Origin of the sequence: Kordiimonas aestuarii (assembly GCF_025574465.1) — a bacterium.
Taxonomy (GTDB): domain Bacteria; phylum Pseudomonadota; class Alphaproteobacteria; order Sphingomonadales; family Kordiimonadaceae; genus Kordiimonas; species Kordiimonas aestuarii.
On record NZ_JAOBPP010000018.1, the window covers coordinates 263,495 to 289,249 of the forward strand.

General features: G+C 56.1%; 21 protein-coding genes. 4 read left to right on the forward strand and 17 right to left on the reverse strand.

Annotated features, from left to right (window positions below):
• Window position 1: 1 nt before the first annotated feature.
• On the reverse strand, window positions 2-385 hold the full coding sequence (gene sdhD / locus OEU85_RS07250; RefSeq protein WP_262690798.1) for a succinate dehydrogenase, hydrophobic membrane anchor protein: 384 nt from the start codon (window positions 383-385) through the stop codon (window positions 2-4).
• Between the two features lie 3 nt (window positions 386-388).
• The gene (gene sdhC / locus OEU85_RS07255; RefSeq protein WP_262690799.1) at window positions 389-784 is read right to left on the reverse strand and encodes a succinate dehydrogenase, cytochrome b556 subunit; all 396 of its coding nucleotides are present in this window, start codon (window positions 782-784) and stop codon (window positions 389-391) included.
• A 314-nt stretch (window positions 785-1,098) separates the two neighbouring features.
• Between sdhC and OEU85_RS07260 the strand changes: the two genes are divergently transcribed.
• Both OEU85_RS07260 and OEU85_RS07265 read left to right on the forward strand, forming a co-directional pair.
• A complete protein-coding gene (locus OEU85_RS07260) occupies window positions 1,099-3,042 on the forward strand; it encodes an alpha/beta hydrolase family protein (RefSeq protein WP_262690800.1) in 1,944 nt (647 codons plus the stop codon).
• 81 nt (window positions 3,043-3,123) lie between these two features.
• Window positions 3,124-5,100 (forward strand): alpha/beta fold hydrolase, encoded by a 1,977-nt coding sequence (locus OEU85_RS07265; protein ID WP_262690801.1) that lies wholly within the window; start codon window positions 3,124-3,126, stop codon window positions 5,098-5,100.
• Window positions 5,101-5,151: 51 nt separating this feature from the next.
• Here the strand turns inward: OEU85_RS07265 and OEU85_RS07270 are convergent, their stop codons facing one another.
• The 3 genes from OEU85_RS07270 to OEU85_RS07280 all read right to left on the reverse strand — a co-directional run bounded on the left by OEU85_RS07270 (window position 5,152) and on the right by OEU85_RS07280 (window position 9,556).
• Window positions 5,152-6,681: a tetratricopeptide repeat protein gene (locus tag OEU85_RS07270; RefSeq protein WP_262690802.1), complete on the reverse strand. Its 1,530-nt coding sequence runs from the start codon at window positions 6,679-6,681 to the stop codon at window positions 5,152-5,154.
• A 116-nt stretch (window positions 6,682-6,797) separates the two neighbouring features.
• Window positions 6,798-7,670, reverse strand: a complete 873-nt coding sequence (locus tag OEU85_RS07275) for an HpcH/HpaI aldolase/citrate lyase family protein (protein ID WP_262690803.1) — start codon at window positions 7,668-7,670, stop codon at window positions 6,798-6,800.
• A 59-nt stretch (window positions 7,671-7,729) separates the two neighbouring features.
• On the reverse strand, window positions 7,730-9,556 hold the full coding sequence (locus tag OEU85_RS07280) for a M2 family metallopeptidase (RefSeq protein WP_262690804.1): 1,827 nt from the start codon (window positions 9,554-9,556) through the stop codon (window positions 7,730-7,732).
• A 236-nt stretch (window positions 9,557-9,792) separates the two neighbouring features.
• Between OEU85_RS07280 and OEU85_RS07285 the strand changes: the two genes are divergently transcribed.
• A complete protein-coding gene (locus tag OEU85_RS07285) occupies window positions 9,793-11,043 on the forward strand; it encodes a sensor histidine kinase (protein ID WP_262690805.1) in 1,251 nt (416 codons plus the stop codon).
• Window positions 11,044-11,079: 36 nt separating this feature from the next.
• On the opposite strand, the gene OEU85_RS07290 is transcribed toward OEU85_RS07285, so the two are convergent.
• The 11 genes from OEU85_RS07290 to OEU85_RS07340 all read right to left on the reverse strand — a co-directional run bounded on the left by OEU85_RS07290 (window position 11,080) and on the right by OEU85_RS07340 (window position 23,209).
• Window positions 11,080-12,099 (reverse strand): aspartate-semialdehyde dehydrogenase, encoded by a 1,020-nt coding sequence (locus OEU85_RS07290; protein ID WP_262690806.1) that lies wholly within the window; start codon window positions 12,097-12,099, stop codon window positions 11,080-11,082.
• A gap of 92 nt (window positions 12,100-12,191) precedes the next feature.
• The gene (gene leuB / locus OEU85_RS07295) at window positions 12,192-13,283 is read right to left on the reverse strand and encodes a 3-isopropylmalate dehydrogenase (RefSeq protein WP_262690807.1); all 1,092 of its coding nucleotides are present in this window, start codon (window positions 13,281-13,283) and stop codon (window positions 12,192-12,194) included.
• Between the two features lie 34 nt (window positions 13,284-13,317).
• A complete protein-coding gene (gene leuD, locus OEU85_RS07300) occupies window positions 13,318-13,923 on the reverse strand; it encodes a 3-isopropylmalate dehydratase small subunit (RefSeq protein WP_262690808.1) in 606 nt (201 codons plus the stop codon).
• Between the two features lie 15 nt (window positions 13,924-13,938).
• A complete protein-coding gene (gene leuC / locus OEU85_RS07305; RefSeq protein ID WP_394805394.1) occupies window positions 13,939-15,345 on the reverse strand; it encodes a 3-isopropylmalate dehydratase large subunit in 1,407 nt (468 codons plus the stop codon).
• Window positions 15,346-15,537: 192 nt separating this feature from the next.
• Complete coding sequence (gene rplS, locus OEU85_RS07310; RefSeq protein WP_262690810.1) at window positions 15,538-15,918, reverse strand: 50S ribosomal protein L19; 381 nt, start codon at window positions 15,916-15,918, stop codon at window positions 15,538-15,540.
• Window positions 15,919-15,922: 4 nt separating this feature from the next.
• Window positions 15,923-16,642 carry a tRNA (guanosine(37)-N1)-methyltransferase TrmD gene (gene trmD / locus OEU85_RS07315; RefSeq protein ID WP_262690811.1) on the reverse strand — a complete coding sequence of 240 codons (720 nt, stop codon included), beginning with the start codon at window positions 16,640-16,642 and terminating at the stop codon, window positions 15,923-15,925.
• A complete protein-coding gene (gene rimM, locus OEU85_RS07320; protein WP_262690812.1) occupies window positions 16,639-17,244 on the reverse strand; it encodes a ribosome maturation factor RimM in 606 nt (201 codons plus the stop codon). The genes trmD and rimM overlap by 4 nt, the downstream gene beginning before the upstream one ends.
• Window positions 17,245-17,301: 57 nt before the next feature.
• Complete coding sequence (rpsP, locus tag OEU85_RS18610) at window positions 17,302-17,736, reverse strand: 30S ribosomal protein S16 (protein WP_394805391.1); 435 nt, start codon at window positions 17,734-17,736, stop codon at window positions 17,302-17,304.
• Window positions 17,737-17,830: 94 nt separating this feature from the next.
• Window positions 17,831-19,213 carry a signal recognition particle protein gene (gene ffh / locus OEU85_RS07330; protein ID WP_262690813.1) on the reverse strand — a complete coding sequence of 461 codons (1,383 nt, stop codon included), beginning with the start codon at window positions 19,211-19,213 and terminating at the stop codon, window positions 17,831-17,833.
• Between the two features lie 212 nt (window positions 19,214-19,425).
• Complete coding sequence (locus OEU85_RS07335; RefSeq protein ID WP_262690814.1) at window positions 19,426-21,216, reverse strand: ATP-binding protein; 1,791 nt, start codon at window positions 21,214-21,216, stop codon at window positions 19,426-19,428.
• A gap of 181 nt (window positions 21,217-21,397) precedes the next feature.
• Entirely contained in the window at window positions 21,398-23,209 is a 1,812-nt protein-coding gene (locus OEU85_RS07340; protein ID WP_262690815.1) for a DUF885 domain-containing protein, read from the reverse strand.
• Between the two features lie 194 nt (window positions 23,210-23,403).
• Here OEU85_RS07340 and OEU85_RS07345 point away from each other — a divergent pair, with 194 nt between their 5' ends.
• Window positions 23,404-24,885: an SLC13 family permease gene (locus OEU85_RS07345; protein WP_262690816.1), complete on the forward strand. Its 1,482-nt coding sequence runs from the start codon at window positions 23,404-23,406 to the stop codon at window positions 24,883-24,885.
• A gap of 32 nt (window positions 24,886-24,917) precedes the next feature.
• Here the strand turns inward: OEU85_RS07345 and OEU85_RS07350 are convergent, their stop codons facing one another.
• A complete protein-coding gene (locus OEU85_RS07350) occupies window positions 24,918-25,736 on the reverse strand; it encodes an isocitrate lyase/PEP mutase family protein (protein ID WP_262690817.1) in 819 nt (272 codons plus the stop codon).
• Window positions 25,737-25,755 lie beyond the last annotated feature (19 nt).

Consider the following 25,755-nt stretch of genomic DNA (forward strand, 5'->3'; position numbering starts at 1 on the left):
CTTATCCCCCAAACGCTATACGAAGAACGGAAAAGATACTGAGTGCCGCGATTAGCACACAGGCGAAAGTGATCACCAGCATGCTGGCGACCTTGGTGCCGTGATCGTGCACATAATCTTCTACCAGCACCTGCAAGCCAAGCCGCATGTGATAAACGAAGTTGGCAACAAACAAGATCACCAGCACGGAAGCCATGGGCTGCTTCAGCCAAGCCACCCATTCCGCATGGCTTTTGCCAACGTTGCCGACAAAAGAGATCACCATGAAGATCACGAGTGGTATATTAGCAATCGCCGTGACGCGCTGCAGCCACCAATGGTGGGTGCCTTCCTTGGCCGACCCAAAGCCGTGCACTTTCGCGAGAGGTGTTTTCATATCAGTCATGGCTTAGATCACCCCCATCACTTTATAAGCTGCATACCAGATCACCAGCGTCAGGAAAACCGAGCCGATAAAGGTGAAGCGCGCCGTCGCAGTATTGACCTTGAGGCCATAGAGCTTGCCCATGTCCATAAAGAGGTGACGGATACCACCAAGCAGGTGCTGCATCAGCGCCAGCGTCATGCCAAAAAGCACAATGCGGCCAATAACGCTGCCCGCATACTCCTGGACGGTGTTGAAATACTCATACCCTGTCGCCATGGCCACAAACCACCAGGTCAGAAGGATGGAACCAACAGCCAGCGCCGAACCGGTCGCCCGGTGGAAAATCGACGCTGCCATATGCCATCCCCAACGGTAAACCTGAAGGTGGGGCGAGAGTGGGCGTTTCACTTGAGCCATGAAAAATCCCCTGACATTGATCTTATGGCAGAATTGCTATTTTGGCCCTGCGGCACGCCATATTGCACCGCAGAAAGAATCAGGCATTGTTTTAGCTCTCCATACGTACCAATCGCAAGAAAGGATTTGGGTTTTAACCCAAATTTCAGTTGCCCGACACTCGCTGCGATAAGTAGAGCCGCTGGTAAAAAGAGCAAATTTCGCCACTTAGTTTAAAAATAACAACAACCAAATATTGCGCCTATGCTAGGGCTTTGCTACCACCATAACGTTCATGGCGTACGGGTGTTGTAGTGGTTGGGGGACTATTCAAGATGAAGGCTGAGATCGTCCAGGGCTTGTTCCGGCCCCTGTTGCTGGTATTTGGTACCTTGTTCACTTTTACAATCTCCTCCTTTGCGGGCGCCGCTGACCTGATCCCGATTGAAGCTTTTGCGCGGCTGCCACAGATATCCCAACCCGCACTGTCGCCGGACGGCACGCACATCGCCTATCTGGCGCCCATTGGTGGCCAGCGAAACCTTGTGATCATGCCGCTGAACCAGCCGGAAAAGGCGCAAGCCATCCCGCCAGTGGAAGAAACCGACATCATTCGGTTTACCTGGATAAACAGCCAGCGCATCGTACTATCATACCGGTATACCAACGATATCGGCGCGGCGTATGCGCGGACGGCGCTTTTCAGCGTGCATGTCAGCAAGCCAGGCTATGTCGATATGGCGCGCGAACCCAAGGCCCATGACGCCAATCCCTACGCGCGGCAACGGCCGCAAATAAGGGATCGAATTATCGATACCCTGCCCGACGACCCCGAGCACTTCCTGCTGGCGATCGATTCCGACTTTGACCACCGCGCCGAAATCCGCAAGGTCAACGTGGAGACGGGTCATTATGTCAATATTACCGAGGGGTATGAGTGGATCAACTCATGGGTGACTGATCAAAATCACAAATACCGCTTGGGCTGGGGGAAATCTCACAAGGGCACACGCCTGCTCTACATCGACCCCAATAGCGGCGACGCCATTGATCTGGACAACACAGACTGGTTTGAAAACCGTAGTATTGTGCCGCTCTCATTCACCGCGGACCCAACCATTGCTTACGCACTGGAACCCTATCTGGGCGATAAAAAGCGGCTTGTAACGCTCGACATCCTGTCCGGTGAGGTGAAGGATGTCATTTTTGAACACCCCGAAGTTGAAATAAACCGGTATTTCAGGGACCCGGTAAGCGGACAAATGGCCGGTGTCACGTACACGCAGGACTTGACCCACGCCGTCTATTTCGACCCCGACCTCACCGCGCTGAAAACCCAACTGGACGGATGGCTACCCGGCGGCAGCAACCGGATCATTTCCTGGAACAAGGAAAAAGGCCTGTATGCCGTCAACCATGTCACCGACCGGGAAGACAGTTTTTACCTGCTCAACACTCTAACAGGCGGTGCAAAACTGATCAGTCACGCTATTCCTGTTCCAGCGGACTTGCTGGCGACAACCAGCCGACACACCATTGAAATGCGTGATGGCCTACCCATTGCCGCCTATCTGACACTACCAAACGACAAAGCGCCAGAACGTTTGCCCATGGTCGTTTTGCCACATGGCGGGCCGCACGCGCGCGACACCATGCATTATGATTTCCTTTCCCAGTTTCTCGCCAACCGGGGTTACGCCGTGCTGCGGCCAAATTTTCGCGGCTCCACCGGTTACGGAGAACGGTTCCGACGACTGGGCCGCGGGCAATGGGGCGGCGCCATGCAGGACGACGTGACGGACGCCACACTCTGGGCAATCGAACAGGGCATTGCCGACCCGGACCGTATCTGTATTGCCGGGGGATCCTATGGCGGGTATGCGGCCCTGATGGGTGCCATCAAAGAGCCGTCATTATATCGCTGCACCGTGTCCATCAATGGCGCGACTGACCTGATCCACCTGACCCGCCGGTTGAAGGATAACTTTCTACTGAAAAAATATGCGAATACCGTCGGCCTCAAGGGCGAGGGTGCAAAACTGGTTTCCCCATACCACCGCGTCAAGGGCATTAATATTCCCGTCCTGATCATCCACGCCAAGGATGACCCGGTAGTGCCCTTCGAGCATGGCGAAAAAATGTATAAGGCCCTAAAAAAGCTGAAGAAGAAGGTCTCCTTCAAGGTACTTGAAAACGCAGACCACTATTTCGCCACCGAACAATCGCGTATCGAGGTGCTGGCAGCGCTTGAAGGCTTCCTTGCAACGCACCTCAAATAATCACCCGTAAATTAATTCGGGGCAAACAACGCTCCGACACCGTATTGATGCATATTTTTATTAACGACAAGGACTTGCCCAATGACCCTGCCATGTTTGAGATTGAAACCCTTCCTGCGCGGAGCCTGCCTTGCCGCACTCGCCACAATGGGCCATCCCACCTTTGCCAGTGAAGCAGGCACAACCCCGGCAAGCATTGAAGTCTATGCCTCGCTGCCGAACTTGCGCAGCGTCAAGATGTCACCGGATGCCATGCAGATTGGTTATGTAAGCCACCATGAGGGCCGCAAGGTTTTGATACTCGAGAATATCGATGGCAGCGACCGCGTGTTGATCCCCCCTGTGGAGAACGCTGATATCGTGACCTTTCACTGGGCCAACGACCAACGTGTGCTGGTTGTCTATGAGATGTCGGGTTCCTGGCGCGGTATCTCGGGCCAATATTCGATGACCCGCCTGATTGGCGTTGACCGGGACGGGGGCAATCCTACTTGGGTGGTCAAAAACCACACCGTGAAAAAAAAGGGCACACTGGGGGGAAAGGTTGATTATCCACCAGCCCAGTTTCAACACCAAATTCCCGATATGCTGGCCGATGACCCCGACCACATTCTGCTATCGCTCGACGCGGACCATGACGGCGCAAACGAGGTACGCAAAATAAACGTCTATAACGGCAATTATAAAATTGTCCGCCCCGACCAGCGCGGTGTGCAACATTGGTACACGGACCATACTGGCGAAATTCGGTATGGCGCGGGTTATATAGATGGCACCAGCCAACGAACTTCTACACTGAAGGACGCCAATGGCGAGTGGCTGGCGTTACGTAAAACTGAGTGGGCCGACACCTATGACTTTGACGGCTTCAGCGACGATCCCAACGTGGTTTTTGTCTCAGGGCCCAGCCAATATGGAACCGATGGCCTTTATAAGCTGCGCCTGAGCAGCGGCGAGATCATCGAGACCGTCTTTGAAGACCCTGCATACAACGTCGGCGGGGTTCTGGAACACCCGGAAACCGGCAAACCCGCCGGCTATTTCTATACCGGAGAGGTATCCCAGGTTGTTTACTTCGACAAGACGATGCAAAAAGTACAGGAGGCAATTAACAAGGCCCTTCCCAACACCAATAACTATATCTATGGCAAGGCAAAAGGCGCCCACACCTATCTGATTTTTTCCGATAGTCCAGCCGACCCCGGCGCCTATTATTGGCTGAATTTCAAGACCAAGGAAATGAAAGTGCTTGGGTCCTATATGCATGGCATCGACCCCGCGCAATCCGGGCTCCTCAAGGCCGTGTCCATCCCGGTGCGTGACGGGACTGAAATCCCTGCTTATCTCACGCTACCCAGAAACGACGCCGATCAAGGCAATCGGCCTGCGGTCGTGCTTGTGCATGGCGGCCCGCAGGCCCGTGACACGGCGGACTGGGACTGGTGGGCACAGTTCCTTGCCAGCCGCGGCTATGCTGTGCTGCAGCCAAACTTCCGCGGGTCAACCGGCTATGGCAAAGCCTTTGAAGAAGCCGGTGAAAACCAGTGGGGCGGCCTGATGCAGGACGATGTAACCGACGCCACCAAATGGTTGATCCAGTCCGGCACCGCCGACAAAGACAACATTTGCATCATCGGCGCCTCCTATGGGGGTTATGCCGCCCTGATGGGCGTTATCAAGGAACCTGGGCTTTATGCCTGTGCCGCGTCGATCAACGGCGTCACCGACCTGCCACGGATGATCTCAGAGGACAAATACGGCGTCATAGGCGGACGGGACTGGGTGAAAACCATTGGCCTTGAAGGGGCTTCGGTCAGCGATGTATCCCCCTATCACCGCGCCGAAGATGTCAGCGCGCCGGTGCTGCTGATGTCGTCAAAGGACGATACCCGCATTGACTATGAAGTGTCGGAGAATATGCACAAGCGCCTCGTCAAGCTTGGCAAAAAAAGCCGCTATGTGGAGATTGAAGATGGCGGCCACGGCATGGATACCGCCGCCTCGCGCCTGACCGTACTGGCCGAACTGGAAAAGTTCCTTGGCGAACACCTTGACTAAAATAAAGCGGGGGTCAACCTGGCCCCCGTTTCACATTTATCCAGAACACAGTCACGGTGCCGCCGATGCTTCCTTCTTGAGAATGCGGTCATACTGCTTCTGATAAGCTTTGTAATCATCCTTCACAAAAGACCATTCGATGGCGTGCTCCAACAGGTCACGCGCCTCGCCATATTTGCCCGCTTTCTCCAGCAGGTCCGCCTCAAGCTTGATGGTTGCAGAATTCCGCGGGGCCTGCATGCGGGCGGCTCTTGCTGCCTGCAAGACTGCTGGGGTCACCGTCTGACCTTCCGTCAGGGCCAGCTTGGCGTACCCTACAAGCCCAAGAACATAGCGGCTGTCGAGCTTCACCACACGTCCAAATAGCCTGCCAATTTCCGGCATGGTGGCTTCAAGTGTGCCATCCTCCTCGGCCTTCCGGCGCGTTGCTCTGGCTTTGATTTCGAGCACCCGCACGTTATCCGGGTCCAATTCGATCGCCGCATCCGCGTGCCCAATGGCCCGCTCCCAGCGCTCATTCACATATGCCTGCAAAGCCAGGCAATAAAGCATGTCAACCGGCCGCACCTCCGCGCGAAGCGCTTTCAACAGCTCCGACCTTATCCACTTCTGATGACGATCCAGTTCGATCGTCTTGGATAGAATCCTGACCTCAAGCGGCAGAATATCGGCTTCCGCCGCTGGCAGTTCACGTGTCTCAAAGGTAAATCCTGGCATTTTGCCGGTAAAATCGAACGCGAAGTAAGGAAGTGATTGGCCATGCCAATATTCTTTCAACTCGTCCGCAAGTGCGTCGCGCCGGTCGCCAAAAACACGGACGAAAGCCTCACCTTCATCCACACCATTCGTGTTGAGAGCCGTCAGATACTTCGGAAGCACCCCGGAATATTTCTCGGAATGGTGCAGAAAATGGGTCAGTAGCCAGCCTTGTGCATACGTCTGGACGCTCCAAATAGGAGGGTCCCAGCGTCCACCCACCCGCGATTTGACATGCATGAGATCCTTCAGCTTTTTCCAACTGGGCGCGCGACGTAAAACCATGAACCTTGGCACCGCAGGTTTGCCGACAATCGCCACTTCCCCGTCGAACTCTACCGTGGAGGTGTATTCGGCGAACCCCTCACTATACCATTGGGGATAGTCCATCCGGCTGTAACGCCGGAGGATATAATGATTATATTCATGGAAAATTGTCTCAAGCCCATCATGCTCCCAGAAATCCTCACGCGGTTCAAGCGAGAGCGCGGCAAGCGGGCTTTGCAGGTTGTCGCTATAATAACCAAGAATGCCGTCGCCCGTCCGTATCGCATGTTGGAAGGAATCCGTTGTGCGAAAAGCGTATAATTTCAGTGGCGGCGCGTTATCATTCTCAAGGTCAAGCCCGGTAATTTGCCCAAGGACAAAGCGATATTTCTCCAGCTTGATGATGGTTTCTCGGGCCAGAGCCGGGTCGGCATCGCTGAACAGGATGAAATTCTTGCTGGAATATTCAGCCCAGACAGCTTCCTCTTTTCCTGACGCGGTATCGGAAAGAAAAACGGCAGAAAAGAAACACAACACTATACTTGTCACGCGAAACATGAACGCCCCCAAACACCGTCACTGTCGCAGTCCCTGTACCGCGGACAATAAGATATATAGAGGCAACTATAGGAAAATTAGCCGCACCTGCAACCTTCAATATATGTTTCGTTTATTCAGTCGGCCAGACGTGCGATGGCTTCGGCCATCGCCACTTGCTGTCGTGCGACCTCGACATGCAGTTCCTCGATCATGCGGCCATCCAGCACCGCGACGCCTTTGCCTGTGGTCTTGGCGTCGTCAAAGACCGCTATCATGCGGCGCGCGAGTGCAATTTCTTCTTCGCTGGGAGCAAATACAGTGTTTGCAGTATCAATCTGGCCTGGATGGATAAGCGTCTTGCCGTCGAAACCCATGCTTTTTGCCTGCCTGCATTCAACAGCAAAACCCTCACTATCACGGAAATTGCTGTAAACGCCGTCAAGGATGGTCAGACCATAGGCCCGCGCCACCAGAAGCGCCTGAGAGAGCGCCATCATCACCGGCATACGGTCTTTGGTATGTTCGGCACGCAGGTCTTTCACCAGGTCATTGGTGCCGATAACCCATGTAGTCTGGCGATCTGTCACCTGGGCCAGGGCCTCCAGACGCAGGAACGCCATCGGCGTCTCAATCATCGACCACAAGACGATATCGTCACAGCCGCCAAGCCACGCCATCTCTTCCTCGACACGCTGCAAGCTTTCCACATGTTCCACTTTTGGCAGTAGGACCGCGTCCGGCTTGCCCGCCACCGCTGAAGCAAGATCGTCACGCCACCAGGGAGTATCAAGCCCGTTGATGCGCACAACCCGCAGCCGCTGGCCGTAGCCGCCGGCCTTCAATGCGTTCGTCGCTTGCTGGCGCGCCTCCGCCTTGGCCTCAGGCGCAACGGCATCCTCAAGGTCAAATATTACACCGTCAGAGGGCAGGTCACGCGCCTTCTCTAGCGCACGCGCATTGGATGCGGGCATAAAAAGCATGCTGCGCATGGGCCTGAATGGCTGCATTTGCCCCTCCCCGGATCGGGAAACCGGCCTGTGTCCTAATCACAGGCCGGTTTCATCGTTTACCAACCGCAGGTGCGGCCTTTGTTTTGCTCATCCAGCCATGCTTTGAGCGGCTCGAAGTAAGCGATGAGCGCTTCGCCGCTGATCTCGCGGCTGCCAGTGAAGGCTTCAAGCGCTTCCGGCCACGGCTTCGAGGCACCCATTTCCATCATGGCGTTGAACTTTTCGCCGACTTCCTTGTTGCCATAGACCGAGCATTCATGCAGCGGCCCTGTCCAGCCAGCCTGATCACAGGCGGCTTTGTAAAACTGGAACTGAAGGATGCGGGCAAGGAAATAGCGCATGTAAGGCGTGTTGCCCGGAATGTGGTATTTGGCACCCGGGTCAAACGCATCCGCTGGCCGTTCGTTCGGCGCCTTCAGGCCCTGGTATTCCTCGCGCAGTTTCCACCAGGCCGCGTTATACTGCTCTGGCGTTACGTCGCCGGAGAAGACCTGCCAGCGCCATTTGTCAACCATCAGGCCGAATGGCAGAAAAGCAACCTTATCGAGTGCCTGACGCATCAGCGCCGGGATCGGGTCGCCGCTTGCGGGCACTTCATCAATAAGGCCGATCTGCTTCAGGTAGTCCGGCGTCATCGACAGCGCAACCATATCGCCGATGGCTTCGTGGAAACCGTCGTTGGCACCGCTCAGGTACAGCGTGTCCTGGTCCTTGTAAGCACGCTGGTAGAAGTTGTGTCCCAGTTCGTGGTGCACCGTGACAAAATCTTCCGCGTTGACCTTGGTGCACATCTTGATGCGCACGTCATCCTTGTTGTCGATGTCCCAGGCAGACGCGTGGCACTGCACTTCGCGGTCAGCTGGTTTGGTAAACAGCGAACGTTCCCAGAAAGTTTCCGGCAACGGATCAAAACCGAGTGAGGTGAAGAAGCCTTCCGCCGTTTTCACCATCTTTGTCGCGTCATAGCCTTTCTCAACCAGCAGGCTGGTGACATCAATGCTTGCGTCGGCGCTTGCACTCGGTTGCACGATATCATTGATGTTGCCCCACTCCTGCGCCCACATGTTACCAAGAAGGTGCGCCGGGATTGGACCGTTATCGGGCACGACGCGGTCGCCATAGAAATCGGAAAGTTTGGCGCGCACTTCACAGTGCAGCGCATCATAAAGCGGCTTCACATCGGCCCAGAGTCCGTCCACCATGGTCGCAAACTCATCGGGGTCCATGTCGTAGCCTGACCGCCACATGGCGCCTACATCCGTGTAGCCAAGCTCACGCGCGCCTTCGTTGGCGATATCAACCATGCGGGCATAGTCTGCTTTCATCGGCTTGGAGATCTTGTGCCAGCCGTTCCATGCCTCAAGCAGCCGCTCTGGTGTGCGGTCGGACGCTATAATGTCAGACACACCGCCAAGCGAAAGCGTCTCGCCTTCCATCTCCACCTTGCCTGTGCCGTAGGTGGCGTCAAGATTCGCCTTGATTTTGGCAAGCTCGGCCGTCTTGGCAGCATCATCTGGTGCCGGCAGCGTCAGTCCGCCCTTGAGGATATTCATTTTGCGACGAAGCTCTGCCGGCAACTCGAGGTCCGCGAAGCGCTTGGTGTCGTTCGCCAGCTTTACGCCGAGTAGCGTGAACGCCTCGTCAGCCTCCGCTACAATCGCATTGGTATCATGGGTGATGAAGTTGGCCTGCACCCACGCCTTGCGGCTGAGGCTCACGCTTTCATCAAAAAGTTTCTTTTCAGCTTCCTGCATGAAAGCCTGTGCATCCTCTACCGTCGGTGCTTTTTTCTCTTCGACCGCCCTGTCACTACAAGCCACCAGCGCCAGCGACATACCAGCCATAAGCGCAACTGTCGAAATTCCTGATTTCCACCCAGCCATTGGGTCCTCTCCCTTTTGTTTTATTGTGCCGCGTTTGCCGCCCATGCTCACACGCGGGGTTCCCAACCACAGGTCTGGCAAATGGCCCGCGAGAAGTCAACTTGAATGCGGCGGGAGTTTGCTGACGTTTCGTTAACCATCCTGTGGTGTAATAGAAGCCGCTCAGAGAGACGCTATATTCGAACAGGTTGGGTGGGGAAAAGCTTTCCCGTCCCGCTATGCATGCAGGAGAGCCTATGTCGGCTGCACGACAACAGCGTCAATCGTCCGCTCCGTCATCTACCCTCGGGCAGATATCGTCGCATATCGGCTTTACCTATTTCAGGGAACTGACGCAGGCTCTCTGCGACGATTTTGGCGCGGACATCGCTTTCATCGCCTATTTCGCCGAAGCTGGTACAGAGACCGCAAAATCACTGGCGTTATGTGAAAATGGCGAAACAAAGCCCCCCGCGAATTTTCCGCTCCCCGGCACACCCTGCTGGGAAACCGCAAACAACGGATCGTGTTTTTACGCCTCAGGCGTGCGTGACGTCTACCCGGATGATGAATATCTGGCGCGTCATGAGATCGAAAGTTATGTCGGCGTTGCACTACCCGGTGAAGACGGCAAGGAACGATGCGGCGTAATGGTTGCCATGGCAAGGACACCGTTACAGGAAGACGATCCCCTGCGCACGTTTGTCGCCGCAGCTTCCAGCAGGACGCGGTCGGAGCTGTTGCACTATGTTGCGGAAAGGAAACTCAAGGAAACCATTAGTCAGGCGCTGCTGCTTAATTATTCCAAATCCATGTTCATGGCCAATATCAGCCACGAGCTTAGAACCCCGATCGGGGCCATGGTCGGCTATGCCTCGCTTATCCGCGACAGCGAACTGGACAAAAAAACGCTTCACAGTCACGCCAATCAGATCGCGGCGTCGGGCGAATCTTTGCTGGCGCTGATCGGCGATATCATGTCGCTGGCCATGCTTGAGATATCGGACGAAACTGCCAAGAGGGAACGATTTGACCTCCTTGATATTGCACGCACCGGGCGCAGGCTGATCCAGCAACAGGCCGCGAGCAAAAACCTGGCCGTACGCGCCGCCACACGAACAGACTCCCTGTTGGTTCTGGGGGACGCCGGACACACCAAGAAAGCCCTGATGAACCTGCTGACAAATGCCGTCAAATATACAAGCTCGGGCACCATTGAAATTGCGGTTGACCGTGCGGAAGATGGATCAGCGCGTCTCAGTGTGACCGACACCGGTGTCGGCATGAATGCCGAGGAGATCAAGGCGGCCTGCCAGCCACTTGGCACATTCACCCATGCTTACGACATGCATCAGGAAGGCGCGGGGCTTGGCCTGCCGATCACCATGCTGCTGATGCAACGCCAGAACGGGCGGCTTGAGATGGAAAGCGAAAGCGGCAAGGGCACAAAAGCCCATCTTATCTTCCCAAGTTGCATCGTCACAGAAGAAGGGGGCGACTTTATCTAAAGCCGCCGTCCCAGAAACTCCTGAAACCACCAGACCTTATTCTGCTGTCAGAATGCCTTGGTTCACCAGTGATTCCGCAATTTGCACCGCGTTCAGCGCCGCGCCCTTGCGCAGGTTGTCCGACACCACCCAGATATTAAGGCCATTCTTGACCGTCGAGTCCTTGCGGATACGCGAGATGAAAGTTGCGAAGTCGCCAACGCATTCAACCGGCGTGATGTAACCCCCGTCCTCGCGCTTGTCGACCACCAGACACCCCGGTGCCTCACGCAGCAACGCACGCGCCTGCTTTTCGGTGATCTCGTTCTTGAATTCGATATTGATTGCCTCCGCGTGGCCGACAAATACCGGCACGCGCACACAAGTCGCGGTCAGCTTGATATTTGGATCGAGCATCTTGTGCGTCTCGGCCACCATTTTCCATTCTTCCTTGGTGGAGCCATCGTCCATGAACACGTCGATATGTGGGATCACGTTGAAGGCGATCTGCTTGGAAAATTTCTCTTTCACGATCGGGTCGTTCACGAAAATCGCCCGGGTCTGGGTGAAAAGCTCATCCATCGCTTCATTGCCCGCACCCGATACCGACTGGTAGGTCGACACCACAACCCGCTTGATTGTTGCGACGTCATGCAGCGGTTTCAAGGCCACCAGCATCTGCGCTGTGGAACAGTTCGGGTTGGCGATGATGTTTTTCTTGATCTTCTGCAGGTGATGCGGGTTCACCTCAGGCACAATGAGCGGCACATCCGGGTCCATGCGGAAGAAGGATGAGTTATCGATCACCATGGCGCCAGCCGCAGCCGCCTTGGGGCCAAACTCCTTGGAGACACCTGAACCCGCAGCAAACAGCGCAATATCAACGCCTTTGAAATCAAAGGTATCAAGCGCGACAACGCTCAGTTCTTTTTCACCGTAACCTACCTTCTGGCCAATCGATTTTCGCGACGCAATGGCAATAATCTCCGTTGCCGGAAAATCACGCTCGGCAAGGATATTCAGCATTTCACGACCGACATTACCGGTCGCACCAACGACAGCGACACGAAAACCCATCTTAATCTCCTGTGGGGTTACATTTTGGGCTACCCTTTTGAGGCCCGCCCGAGGCTTGGTCAAACTCTATTAGATGAACTCAGACGTTAGATTTACTGCGACTTTTCAAGCTCTTCGAGCACGGCAGCGCCCATCCCGGACGTGCCCACCTTCTCGAAACCTTCGGCCCATATATCCCCCGTGCGCGCACTATTCAGCGCGGCTGATACAGCCGCCTCGACCCTGTCAGCCGCATCACCCATATCAAGTGAGTAACGCAGCGCCATCGCGAACGACAGGATCGCCGCCAGCGGGTTGGCAACACCCTGACCCGCAATATCTGGCGCAGAACCATGCACAGGTTCATAGAGCCCGGGCCCACCATCGCCAAGTGAAGCGGACGGCAGCATACCCAGCGAACCAGTCAACATGGCCGCAGCGTCAGACAGGATGTCGCCAAACAGGTTGTCGGTCAAAATAACGTCAAACTGTTTGGGGGCCTTCACCAGTTGCATCGCACAGTTGTCGGCAAGAATATGTTCAAGCTTGACGTCTGCATATTCTTGCGCGTGCAGCTTGGTTACTTCCTCGCGCCACAACAGGCCTGCTTCCATTACATTGGCTTTCTCGGCGCTGTGCACAAGCCCGCCCCGCTTGCGCGCCATCTCAAACCCCACCCGCGCGATGCGGATGATCTCTTTGTCAGTGTAACGCTGGGTGTTGATGCCCACACGCCCGCCTTCCGGCAGGTCTTCAATGCCGCGTGGTTCGCCAAAATACACACCGCCCGCAAGCTCGCGCACAAAAAGGATATCCAGCCCTGTAACATACTCGCGCTTCAGGCTTGAAGCGTCCGCCAGCGCATCAAAACACATGGCCGGGCGCAGGTTCGCAAACAGGTCAAGGTCTTTACGGAGACGTAACAACCCCGCTTCCGGGCGCTTGTCATAGGCTGTTTTCCCGTCCCACTTCGGACCGCCGACGCAGGCAAGCAGGATAGCGTCCGACGCTTTTGCCTTCGCCAGCGTGGCGTCAGACAGCGGCGTGCCTTCCGCATCGTAGGCGCAACCGCCGATAAGGCCTTCGTCAGTATTGAAGGTAACACTATACGCTTTTTCAACCCACGCCATGATCCGGCGAACTTCTGCTGTGATCTCCGGACCGATGCCGTCACCTGGCAGCAACATGATATTATAGGTGCTCATGAAATATTCCTCGAATGTCTGTCTGCAAGGCGGCTTATGCGCGGTAAAGCCACGGGGTTTGGGTCTTCTGTTTGCCTTCAAAGCCTGCAATGGCAGTCTTGGCGGTCAAGGTCTGGCCAATTTCGTCCAGCCCCTTCATCAGCATCTCTTTGTGCTCGCCATTGAAGTCAAATTCATAACGCGCATTACCGCAGGTCACCGTCTGGTCGCCAAGGTCGACATTGATGACATGCCCGGCCTCCGCCGCCAGCACAAGCGCATCCACCGCATCCTGTGACAGTTCAACGGTCAGGATACCGTTTTTTATGCAGTTGCCAGCAAAAATATCGGCAAAACTGGGGGCGATGATGCAGCGATAACCAAGGTCGGCAATGGCCCAGGGCGCGTGTTCGCGGCTTGACCCACAGCCAAAGTTGTCACCCGCGATCAGAATCTTCGCGCCCTTATACCGCTCTCCATCAAACACATTGTCTTTGATGCGGTTCCCGTCAGCATCAAAACGGATACTTTCGAACGCGTGCTGGCCAAAGCCTGTGCGTTTGATCGACTTCAGGTGTTTGGCCGGGATGATGATATCCGTGTCGATATTCGAGCGTGGGAACGGTGTGGCGATTGAGCTGATTTCAGTGAACTTTTCCATCGTCTCTCTCCCGCCTTAAAAATCACGCACGTCAACAAAATGGCCGGCAATGGCCGCTGCCGCCGCCATCGCGGGGCTGACAAGATGAGTACGGGCACCCGGCCCCTGCCTGCTGACAAAGTTGCGGTTGCTCGTGCTTGCAACATGCTCGCCCGGCCCCGCTTTATCGGGGTTCATCGCAAGGCACATGGAGCAACCGGGCTCTCGCCACTGAAAGCCCGCATCAGTGAATACCTTGTCAAGGCCTTCCTGCTCTGCCAACTCCTTCACCAGGCCAGAACCCGGCACAATCATCGCCTCGATAATATGGCCGGCGACCTTGCGGCCCTTGATAACCGCCGCCGCTTCGCGCAGGTCTTCAATCCGGCTATTGGTGCAGGAGCCAACAAACACACGGTCCACCTTGATATCGGTGATCGCGGTGCCTTCCTTAAGGCCCATATATTCAAGTGCCTTGACGACACCTTCCTGCTTGGACCGATCCTTGAAGCTGGCGATAAGCGGAATGGAGCCCGTCACTGGCGCCACGTCTTCAGGGCTGGTGCCCCACGTCACAAGCGGCACGATCTGGCTGCCGTTGATCACGACCTCGCGGTCGAACTTCGCGCCCTCGTCCGAACGCAACGATTTCCAATAAGAAACCGCAGCTTCCCACTGGCCTGTTTTTGGCGCATAAGGGCGGCCCCTGAGATAGTCGAATGTTTTGTCGTCCGGCGCCACAAGGCCTGCACGCGCGCCTGCTTCGATGGACATATTGCAAAGAGTCATACGCCCTTCCATCGATAGGCCTGCAATCACTGGCCCGTCATACTCAATCACATGGCCCGTACCACCAGCCGTGCCTATCTCGCCGATAATAGCCAGCGCAACATCTTTTGCAGAGCAACCCAGCGGCAATTCACCAGTAACCGTCACCCGCATGTTCTTTGCTTTTTTGAGGATCAGCGTCTGCGTGGCCAGCACATGCTCAACCTCGCTGGTACCGATACCAAACGCCAGCGCGCCAAAGGCACCATGGGTAGAAGTATGGCTGTCACCACACACAAGGGTTACACCCGGCTGCGTGAAGCCCTGTTCAGGTCCAACCACATGCACGATACCCTGCCGGACATCATCCATGGGAATATAATCAAGGCCAAATTCCCTGGCGTTATCCTCAAGCGCCGCCAGCTGTGCCGTGGACATCGGGTCCGGGTTCGGCTTGTTGCGGTCCTTGGTCGGCACATTATGGTCCGGCACGGCAATGATGCTGTCAGGCCGACGGATAGTGCGACCCGACGCGCGCAGGCCGTCAAACGCCTGTGGGGAGGTTACTTCATGCACAAGATGACGATCGATATATAGTAGGGCAACATTGTCGCTTCTTTGTTCGACAACATGACCTTCCCATATCTTATCGTACATCGTCTTCGGCATTTTCAGCTCCGCTTCATCGTTTGCCTGTGCGCCATCAGCGCGTGAGGGTGTTTTCCTTTATCATGCTCGCACTAGAGCACGGCTTGTGTTTCAGCCAAAAAGAAAAACGGGGGCAGGATCTGTGACCCGCCCCCGTTCTTTATAGTCACCCTCGGCATTACGCAAGAAATAAAAAGCTTCTCGCCGAAGTGTGTAATTTTATTTCGCGTCGTTTTTGCGGAAATCGCGCTTTTCGACAATCCGAGCAGACTTACCGCGACGGCCACGGAGATAGTACAGCTTGGCGCGGCGTACTTTACCACGGCGAACAACGGTGATCGCGTCTACGGTTGGGCCGTAAAGCGGGAATACACGCTCAACGCCTTCACCATAGGAGATTTTGCGAACGGTGAAGTTGGAGCTGATGCCTTTGTTGGCGCGTGCAATGCAAACACCTTCGAAAGCCTGGATACGCTCGCGCTCACCCTCAACGACTTTCACATCAACACGCAGCGTGTCACCAGCGCCAAACTCAGGGATGGTTTTACCTTCCGTGAGGCCAGCAATTTTCTCTTGCTCGAGCTTTTGAATGATATTCATCGGTCTATACCTTTTTTTCTTTTCCCCGCACATAGGTCGACCAGAGGTCCGGCCGGCGTATACGGGTTAACTCTTCTGCTTTTTCGCGTCGCCACTGGGCGATACGGCCATGGTGCCCACTTGTGAGCACCTCGGGAATTTCCCGACCTTCCCAGACCTGAGGTCTGGTGTATTGAGGGTACTCCAGGAGCCCACTCTCAAAACTCTCTTCATCCAGCGTGGCAGCCGCGCCCATAATACCGGGCAAAAGGCGCACAACCGCATCCAACATAACGAGGGCTGCCGGCTCTCCACCTGAGAGTACAAAATCACCCACGCTTATCTCTTCAACACCGCGTGCCTCAAGCACACGTTCGTCAACACCTTCAAACCGACCGCACAGGATGGTCACACCACCTGCGTCCTGCCACCTGTGAGCCTCGGCCTGGTCAAAGCGCTTGCCGCGCGGGCTCATATAAACAAGTGGCCATTCCGGCTTCGCACTTTCGCGCGCGGCGTCAATCGCCCCACCTAGAATGTCGGCCCGAAGCACCATCCCCGGGCCACCGCCAGCAGGGGTATCGTCAACGGAGCGGTGCTTATCGCTCGAAAAATCTCGAATGTCCAGCGTTTTCAGTGCCCAGCGGCCTTCTTCAAGGCCTTTCCCTGCAAGCGAACCACCAAGGCAACCCGGGAACATATCCGGGAACAGCGTCAGGACCTGCGCGGTGAAGAACGGATTCATTTTACCGCCTCACCCGCTGTGTCATCCTCATCGCGTTCACTCACATGGATTGATACCCAGTCGTCAAACGCAATGGTCAGCGTGCCGCCCGCAATATCCACCACCGGCACAAAGGCCTTACGGAAAGGAATGAAGGCAAATCGGCCAAGGCCCGGTAACGGCTTATCAAGCACCAGTTCAACAAGGTCTTCCGCGCCAAAATTCTCGACGGCGCGCACAAAACCGACACGGGTGCCACTTTTATCCAGCGCATCAAGGCCGATAAGGTCGGCGAGGTAAAACTCGTCCTCATCCTCCGCGGCAAACACATCACGGGCAACGTAAAGTCCCGTGCCTTTAAGTGCCTGTGCATCCTCACGGTTTTTCACACTGTCAAGGCGAGCGATAAAACCTTCCTTGTCTTCGCGCAACCGCTTGAGTTTGATCACAGGCCCATTCGCCCCTTTGTGCAGGGACGCAAACGCAAAAATGGCCTCTGGATCTTCGGTGAAGGATTTCACGCGCACGTCGCCGCGAACGCCATGGGCGCCCGCAAGAGCGCCCACGCAAATCCAGCCATCTTCGACACCGCGCTGGCGTCGTTCTGAAGACCCGTTGGCCATTTTGAAATCACCTTAAGTTTGCCCGGCACATACGCCGGGCAATACTGAAGTCTGTGATTATTCAGCAGCAGCTTCTTCAGCTGGCGCTTCTTCAGCCGGGGCGGCCGCCGCAGCCTTCGCCGCTTCTTCAGCTTCCTTGGCAGCTTCCGCAGCAGCTTCAGCTTTTGCTTTTTTCTCTTCGATCAGGTCGAGAGCTTTCTGGCCTGGCTTACCTTTGTTCGGGTTGTTGCGGGTTTTGCCCTCAACGATGCCAGCCGCTTCGAGGAAGCGAGCTATACGATCAGAAGGCTTCGCGCCTTCACCAAGCCAATGCTTCACACGGTCAGTGTCGAAGCTCACCCGGTTTTCGTCGTCTTTCTCGAGCATCGGGTTGTAGTGACCGATTTTCTCGATGAACTTACCATCACGGCGTGCGCGTGTATCCGCAACAACGATGCGGTAGTAAGGACGTTTCTTGGCGCCACCACGGGCGAGACGAATTGCAACAGCCATTTTATTTTCCTTTCAGATGTCCGATGCCTCGCGGGCCTTGCCGGACGTATTCTCAAGTTTTCAAAACAATTCCAGTGAGAGGTTGGCTAACCGCTCACGAGAACAACTTGTCGAAGCCCGGCGGCAAGCCACCCGGCATTCCTCCCATACCTGGCATTCCGGGCATGCCGCCCTTCTTGCCCATGCGGGACATCTTTTTCATCATCTTCGCCATCTGCATATGCATCTTGAGAAGCTTGTTGACCTCAGGCACGCTGGTACCCGAACCGGCAGCAACACGCTTCTTGCGCGATGCGTTCAGCACCTGCGGTTTTTTACGCTCCTGCGGGGTCATTGATGAAATGATCGCTTCCTGACGCTTGAAGACCTTGTCGTCAACACCGGCATTCATGGCACCCTTGAGCTTGCCCATACCCGGCAACATGCCCAGCACACCCTTCATGCCGCCCATCTTGGACATCTGCTGCAACTGCGTGCGCAGGTCATCAAGGTCGAATTCGCCTTTGGCCATTTTCTTGGCCATTTTTTCAGCGTCTTCTTTTTCAATCGTCTCTGCCGCTTTCTCAACCAGGCTGACAACGTCACCCATGCCAAGGATACGGCTGGCGACACGCTCGGGATGGAAATCCTCAAGCGCGTCCATTTTCTCGCCCGTACCCGCAAGCTTGATCGGCTTGCCGGTCACGGCACGCATGGAAAGCGCGGCACCACCACGGCCGTCACCGTCCATACGGGTCAGCGCCACGCCGGTGATCCCGACCTGCGCATCAAATTCTTTTGCCACGTTAACGGCGTCCTGCCCTGTCAGGCTGTCCGCCACCAGCAGCGTCTCGGTCGGCATCGTTGCGTTGCGCACGGCCACAACCTCGGCCATCAGCGCCTGGTCGACATGCAGGCGGCCTGCGGTATCAAGCATGACAACGTCAAAGCCCTGCAGCTTCGCAGCGTCAAGCGCGCGGCGTGCGATGTCCACCGGCATCTGACCCGCGACAATCGGCAAGGTTTTCACGCCGATCTGTTCACCCAGTATCTTGAGCTGCTCTTGCGCGGCCGGGCGGCGCACGTCAAGCGATGCCATCAGGACCTTCTTGCGGTCCTTCTCATTAAGGCGCTTCGCGATCTTGGCGGTTGTCGTGGTTTTACCCGAGCCCTGCAGACCCACCATCATGACAACAACCGGCGGCACGCCAATCAGGTTCAGCCCCGTGCTTTCAGCACCCAGCATTGCAACCAGTTCGTCATTGACGATCTTGATCACTTGCTGGCCGGGCGTCACCGACTTCAGCACGTCGTGGCCAACGGCTTTGGTTTTTACTTTTGCGATGAAATCTTTGACAACCGGCAGCGCGACATCGGCCTCAAGCAGCGCGATGCGCACTTCGCGCAGCGCTTCGGTGACATCCGATTCCTTGAGCGCACCACGGCGCTTCAAACCATCGAGAATACCACTGAGCCGATCGGACAAGCTGTCAAACATACGCAAAATCGCCTTGCATCTTGTACATAATTCCAAAACTTTCCAAAGACTTAGCCAAACCATAATGGCACCAGTGGGCGAAACTCGCTGACTGGTGGGCATCTCAGGGCGGACCATTGAAGACGCGTCTTATGTCTGTCATTCCTATTGGAAAGCGTGGCTTATGTAGGAAGAAGCAGGCGGAGAGTCAAGCAAAACAAGGCGCCGCCGCGCTATTCCGCCGCATCCGGCACGCGGTCGCGGAAGAGGGTCATGACCGCCGCCTCAAACTCCGGGATCTGGATTGGCTTGCCAACCACCATATTCATTCCGACCGCCTGATAGCTTTCGATATCTTCCGCCATCGTGTTGGCGGTAAGCGCGATGATCGGCACCGCGCCCCTGTCGCCGCCCGCGGCCCGCACCTCGCGCACAGCTGTCACGCCGTCCTTGACCGGCATACGCACATCCATCAGCACAAGGTCATACCGGTCCGCCAGAATGCACTGTAGCGCCTCTTCGCCATTTGACGCCACTATGATCTCCCAGCCGTAGCGCTCCAGCAATTTCACGATCAGCATCTGGTTAACCTTGTTGTCCTCCGCCAGAAGAACCTTCAGCTTCAGACGCTGCAGCGTCTCAGTGTGGTCCATCACCTTGGGTGTCGGGTCATATTTGCCCTCGGCTTTTGGCAATGTCACCGCGAAACGGAAGCGCGATCCCACACCCGGCATACTGTCAGCGTCGAGTGTCCCGTCCATCAGCACCGCAAGCTCGCGGCAAATGGAAAGCCCGAGACCCGCGCCGCCCTGCTTGCGGCGGGCGGAGCTGTCCATCTGCTCAAAACGCTGGAAAAGGCGAGCGCCTTCCTCTTTGCTGAACCCGATGCCCGTATCTTCAACCAGAAGGGTCAGCCGGTACAGGTTGCTGTCGCGCGCGTCGATGCTTGTGGTAATGTCAACGCGACCGTCCTCGGTAAATTTGATGGCATTCCCGATCAGGTTCAACAGGATCTGGCCAATGCGCACAGGGTCCCCCACAAGGCGGTAATCCATCGCATCCCCAAAATGGCAAGTCAGCGAGAGCCCCTTTTCCTCCGCCGCCGAGCGCATCAGCCCCGCGATGTGGCGGACAAGTTCGCCCACTTCAAAAGCCTGGGCCGTCAGCGCAAGCTTACCTTCATCCAGCCGGGCAAGATCGAGGATATCATTAATCAATGTCAGGAGCGTTTTGGCGCTGACCTGGGCCGCGCCGACAAGTTCGCGCTGCTCGTCGTCAAGGTTTGTATGTTCCAGCAGGTTCATGGTGCCCAGCACACCTGTCAGCGGGGTCCTCAACTCATGGCTGGTATTGGCGAGAAAAATGCCCTTGGCCTCATTGGCCCGCTTGGCCTCGGCCGCGGCCCGCTCGGCTTCCTCAACCTGCCCCATGATTTGCTGGTTCATCAGCTCAAGCTGGTCTGTCTTGGCTTTATCGGTAATCCGCAACCGTTCAAGATGGGTCAGTGTCCGGTAACGCTGTGTAAAACACAGAAGACCAAGGAGAAGCCCTGGCACCAGCATGAAGGCAAAATGCGCCGTCTGGTCACCGCCAAGCGCAATGAGACACTGTACATAAAGCGCCACAGACAAGGCAGTCAGCGCATAAAATACCATGGGCAGCAAGGTCACAAAACTGAACACCAGAAGCGCCAGCACGGCATTGGTCATTTGCAGCATGTCGCCGCTCAGCGCGACATGACCGTAAACATTCGCAACCCCCAGCAACCCCGTTGGTACAAAGGCGATATGCGACGCCCGTTCAGATATCTTCCCGGCACGCGCGGCATAAAAGGTCAGGAAAGATACAACAGCCGCTGTTGCGGCCAATGCCATCAGTGTCGGCTTGAGATCAGGTGGCAGCACAAAATAATGTGCCAGAGTAAGGAAGGCATAATAGCACCCGATAACAAGGGTAACGATGGGGAGTTGACGCAAATAAAGCCCGTCAATCGCCCGGCGTATAAGCCGCTGCGTCTCAGCCATCTCGGCGGGATCGCCGGTTTCATCTGGATGTCGTACCCTAGTCAGGTTTCGCTCGCCCTTCTCCAATCACTTGAAGCAACTTAAAAGAAAATCTTCTCGCGGTCAGCCTGCAAATGCATTTGTGCGCACAAATAAAAAGGGGCGGCCAAAGCCACCCCTTGCCTGATGGTATATCTCACGCTCAGCTTTTGCTGGCGATATAGGCATCCACCTGTTCTTCCAGAATGGTCAGCGGCACCGCGCCGCCCATCAATACGACATCATGGAATTCGCGAATGTCAAACTTGTCACCAAGCGCCTGGCGAGCCTTGTCCCGAAGGCGCAGGATCGTCAGCTGGCCGATCTTGTAGCCGCAAGCCTGGCCCGGCCAAACGATGTAACGCTCAATCTCGGTCACCACATCCGTCATCGCCATACCGGTGTTGTCCGCCATATATTTGATGGCTTCTTCCCGGGTCCAGCGCTTGGCGTGCATACCGGTGTCCACAACCAGACGAACAGCACGGAACAATTCAGACTGTAGCGCGCCAATCTTGTCCGCGTTGGTTTTCTGGAAACCCATTTCCATCGCCACCCGCTCGGCATAAAGCGCCCAGCCTTCCACATAAGCACCATAGCCCGAGAATTTGCGGAACAGTGGTAGATCATCCTGCTCAAGCTGCAGCGCGATCTGATAGTGGTGGCCCGGCACGGCTTCATGATAGGTCAGCGCGCGCATACCAAACTTCGGTGTGCCCTTGATATCATAGAGGTTGGCATAAAACCGGCCCGGACGGCTGCCATCAAAGGCTGGCTGTTCATAATAACCACCCGGCGCACCCTGTTCGATAAAGACCGGCACACGCACAACCTCAACCTGCGCCTTGGGCGTCCGGTTGAACATGCCGGCAACACCGGCTTCGATCTCCCGCACGAGCGCGGTGTAATCCTCAAGGATCTGCGCACGGCCCTCGTCGGTATCCGGGTAATAGTGACGGTCTTCCGCCGTGAAATTGTTGATCAGCTCCGCGAACGGAATGGACGTGTCATACCCTTCCGCTTCAAAGAGCGCGAGCATCTCGTTCTGGATACGCACCACCTCAGATAAACCAAGCGCGTGAATTTCTTCAGCTGTCATCTTGGTTGTCGTGTGATGCTCGAGCTGGGTCTGATAATAGGCCGCGCCGTCCGGCAGCTTCCACACACCCGCCTCATCGGTCGCGATGTTCTTCAACTGCACGGTATAGTCCAGCAGTTCCGCCCACACCGGAAATACAACTTCGCGAATGGCAGCTTCTGTCTCATTCAGAATGCGCGTCTTCTCTTCAGCACTGATATCATCAAGCTTGTCGAGGTTGGCTTTCATCGCGGCATAAAACGCGTTATCCCTCGGATCATCAGTCAGGAAAGGACGCAGTTGGTTCTCGACCTTCTGCAAAATGAACTTTGGCGGGATGATGCCCATTTCTTCCCGCTTCTTGAGCTGGCCCATAAGCTGCTCATACTGGGTACGAAGCTTGCGAAGGCGCGCATTGTAATAGTCCGCCTCTTGCGCATCGGTAACTGAATGGGTGCCGGTCATGAAGCTCGCCACACCATTGTGCCAACCGTAAAGCTGCGTCAGCGGGTAATTATAGAACATGAAGCGTTCGTTCTTGATCTCCTGCTCCATCGGATAAGCCATCAAGCGCTTGTTGAAGCGCTGGGCTTCCGTGAGATCCTCATCGACGTAGGACATCAGGGTTTCAAAGTTATCCTTGGTGCGTGCCAGTCCTTCCATGTCTGCTTCAATGGAAATATCATCCAGCTCGCCATTGTGGGACGTGATGCCATACGGCTCCAGCATCCGCAGACTGGACATTGTCTGCGGGCTGCGCAGGCCTTCCTCAACAATAACCCGGGTTTGAAAATGGTCAAAGCTGAACGGCTTGAACCAAACAAGCTTTGCGAGCCACACCCCGCCCGCTATCACGAGCAGCAGAAATGCCAGCCCGACTATTTTTCTGATGGACATGAAATCCTCCCTTTTATCTTTGTCACGCAGCATACAAAAGCCAACGGCGCGCACAAGCGAATGTTACGCCTGTAACGGGTTTGAGCTGAATTGCAGGGCATAAGGTCAAGTTTCCCTTCACACCATCCCGCTTGTTCGTTATCCAAGGAGCAACCAACTGGGGAGACGGGGATACACATGCGGGGGAGAACACCATGTCAGGCTTGACGCCAGAGCACACAGGCGGGCGCGCATTATACCAGACGATCGGCCTGCTTTTGGGTCCGGTGCTTTTTCTTGTTCTGCTGTTCTCCCCTACCCCGGAAGGCCTGGGCGAGGCTGCGTGGACGACGGTCGCCATCGCGACCCTCATGGCCTGCTGGTGGGCGACAGAAGCGATCCCCGTGCCTGCAACCAGCTTGCTTCCCCTTGTCCTTTTACCGGTCCTGGATGTGACCACATCCAAGGAAGCCTCCTGGCCCTATGCTGAACCCGTGATCTTCCTGCTGCTCGGTGGCTTCCTTGCCGCCATGGGCATGCAGCGCTGGAACCTGCACAGGCGCATCGCGCTGTTGATTCTCTCCCGGGTTGGAGACCACCCCGCGGCACTGATTGGTGGGTTTATGGCGGCGAGCGCGTTGTTGTCCATGTGGATATCCAACACAGCAACCACCCTGATGATCATCCCGATCGCCATCACGGTGGCAGACACCATCCTACGCGAAAAAGCCAACGGCCACCGCTTCACCATTGCCCTGCTGATCGGCTGCGCATGGTCGGCGTCCATTGGGGGTCTGGGCACCTATATCGGCACGCCGCCCAACCTGTTCGTCAAAGGTTTCATCATGCAGGAAACCGGGCGGGAGATCCTGTTCCTTGAATGGATGGCTTTTGCGATCCCCGTAGTTGCCGCCATGGTGCCACTGGCGTGGCTGGTACTGACCAAAATCTGTTTTCCGTTCAAGGCCGACATGGTGCGCGGGGGACAGGATGTGGTGCAGACCGAACTTGCCGCGATGGGCTCGTTCACCACGCCCGAAAAGCGCGTTGCCATGATCATGGCCACAATGGCCTTCATGTGGTCTTTCCGTCAGGTGCTGGTGGACTTTGAACCGCTTACCAACCTGCTACCCTTTGTGGCCAAGCTATCCGACATGCATATCGCCATCGCGGCAGGCATGGCCATGTTCCTTGTTCCCGCCGGTTCAGGCACCAAGGGCGAAGCGCTGCTGGACTGGGACCAGGCCGTGACCCTGCCATGGGGGGTGATTCTTTTGTTCGGCGGCGGCCTTAGCCTCGCCGCGGCCATCAAGGCTACCGGCCTGGCTATATGGGCAGGCGAGGCCATGAGCGGCCTTGCCACCGCGCATCTGTTTGTCATCATGCTGGCGATTGTCGGCCTTGTGATTTTCCTCACTGAGTTGACCAGCAACACCGCCACTACGGCCGCCCTTGTGCCCGTCCTTGGCGCGCTGGCCACAAGTGCGAATATCGACCCCATAATGCTCGCCGCACCGACTGCGATGGCCGCCAGTTGCGCCTTTATGCTGCCCGTCGCCACCGGGCCGAATGCCGTGGTATTCTCCACCGGCCATATCCACGTGCCAGACATGGTGCGCGCCGGCCTGTGGCTCAACATCCTCGGCACGTTCGTGGTCACAACAATCTGCTTCCTGCTGTTGCCGCTGATCTTCTGATCACAGGTCTTCAGGGCAGCAGCCGAGCGACATCAGGAAAATATGGTGTTGATCTCACCAAAGGGCACCGCATCATCGGCATATCTGAAAGTGCCATGGTCACGCATCTCGTTGCTGGCCCGCAGGAAGGCGCCAAGCGCCGCACGGGCCAGCGAACTCCCTGTGCTGATACGCTTTACACCCATAACTGAGAGTTCGGCCTGACCAAGCTGCACGCCCGAAAGCCCCATCACCACATTAACAGGCCTGCCCACACTTTCGACCACGGTGCGAATATCAGTTTCACTGGTCAGCCCAGGGGCATACAGCACATCTGCCCCCGCGTCCTCATAAGCCTGCAGGCGTGCCACTACGTCAGCGATGTCCGGGTTACCAACGAGGAAGTTTTCAGCCCGCGCCGTCAAGGTAAAGCGAAACGGCAAGGTGCGCGCAACCTCCACCGCAGCGATAATGCGCTCCTTCGCAAAACCAAGGTCATACTGGCCGCTATTCGGCCCCGTGTTCACTGAATCTTCAATCGAGCAGCCGACCAACCCAACCTCAGCTGCCATGGCGATGGTACGTGCCACTTCTTCCGGTGCCTCATGAAACCCGTTTTCAAGGTCCGCACTGACCGGCAGGTCTGTTGCCTGCACAATCATCGCGGAATGCTGCAACATTTCATCCCGGCCGATATTATTATCTGGCCTGCCGGCTGAAAAAGCGTATCCCGCACTGGTGGTGGCGAGCGCCTGAAAGCCACAAGTCGCCAACAGTTTTGCAGTCCCCGCATCATAGGGGTTGGGGATGATGAAAGCCCGATCCGCATAATGCATGTCCCGAAACGACTGCCCTTTTTCGACCATGTCCATCGCGGCCTCCCTGATTGCA

What these genes read in the sequence shown, in the direction of transcription:
- sdhD (WP_262690798.1), bottom strand. Translation starts at nt 385, where the DNA reads ATGACTGATATGAAAACACCTCTCGCGAAAGTGCACGGCTTTGGGTCG.
- sdhC (WP_262690799.1), bottom strand. Translation starts at nt 784, where the DNA reads ATGGCTCAAGTGAAACGCCCACTCTCGCCCCACCTTCAGGTTTACCGT.
- OEU85_RS07260 (WP_262690800.1), top strand. Translation starts at nt 1,099, where the DNA reads ATGAAGGCTGAGATCGTCCAGGGCTTGTTCCGGCCCCTGTTGCTGGTA.
- OEU85_RS07265 (WP_262690801.1), top strand. Translation starts at nt 3,124, where the DNA reads ATGACCCTGCCATGTTTGAGATTGAAACCCTTCCTGCGCGGAGCCTGC.
- OEU85_RS07270 (WP_262690802.1), bottom strand. Translation starts at nt 6,681, where the DNA reads ATGTTTCGCGTGACAAGTATAGTGTTGTGTTTCTTTTCTGCCGTTTTT.
- OEU85_RS07275 (WP_262690803.1), bottom strand. Translation starts at nt 7,670, where the DNA reads ATGCAGCCATTCAGGCCCATGCGCAGCATGCTTTTTATGCCCGCATCC.
- OEU85_RS07280 (WP_262690804.1), bottom strand. Translation starts at nt 9,556, where the DNA reads ATGGCTGGGTGGAAATCAGGAATTTCGACAGTTGCGCTTATGGCTGGT.
- OEU85_RS07285 (WP_262690805.1), top strand. Translation starts at nt 9,793, where the DNA reads ATGTCGGCTGCACGACAACAGCGTCAATCGTCCGCTCCGTCATCTACC.
- OEU85_RS07290 (WP_262690806.1), bottom strand. Translation starts at nt 12,099, where the DNA reads ATGGGTTTTCGTGTCGCTGTCGTTGGTGCGACCGGTAATGTCGGTCGT.
- leuB (WP_262690807.1), bottom strand. Translation starts at nt 13,283, where the DNA reads ATGAGCACCTATAATATCATGTTGCTGCCAGGTGACGGCATCGGTCCG.
- leuD (WP_262690808.1), bottom strand. Translation starts at nt 13,923, where the DNA reads ATGGAAAAGTTCACTGAAATCAGCTCAATCGCCACACCGTTCCCACGC.
- rplS (WP_262690810.1), bottom strand. Translation starts at nt 15,918, where the DNA reads ATGAATATCATTCAAAAGCTCGAGCAAGAGAAAATTGCTGGCCTCACG.
- trmD (WP_262690811.1), bottom strand. Translation starts at nt 16,642, where the DNA reads ATGAATCCGTTCTTCACCGCGCAGGTCCTGACGCTGTTCCCGGATATG.
- rimM (WP_262690812.1), bottom strand. Translation starts at nt 17,244, where the DNA reads ATGGCCAACGGGTCTTCAGAACGACGCCAGCGCGGTGTCGAAGATGGC.
- rpsP (WP_394805391.1), bottom strand. Translation starts at nt 17,736, where the DNA reads ATGGCTGTTGCAATTCGTCTCGCCCGTGGTGGCGCCAAGAAACGTCCT.
- ffh (WP_262690813.1), bottom strand. Translation starts at nt 19,213, where the DNA reads ATGTTTGACAGCTTGTCCGATCGGCTCAGTGGTATTCTCGATGGTTTG.
- OEU85_RS07335 (WP_262690814.1), bottom strand. Translation starts at nt 21,216, where the DNA reads ATGGCTGAGACGCAGCGGCTTATACGCCGGGCGATTGACGGGCTTTAT.
- OEU85_RS07340 (WP_262690815.1), bottom strand. Translation starts at nt 23,209, where the DNA reads ATGTCCATCAGAAAAATAGTCGGGCTGGCATTTCTGCTGCTCGTGATA.
- OEU85_RS07345 (WP_262690816.1), top strand. Translation starts at nt 23,404, where the DNA reads ATGTCAGGCTTGACGCCAGAGCACACAGGCGGGCGCGCATTATACCAG.
- OEU85_RS07350 (WP_262690817.1), bottom strand. Translation starts at nt 25,736, where the DNA reads ATGGACATGGTCGAAAAAGGGCAGTCGTTTCGGGACATGCATTATGCG.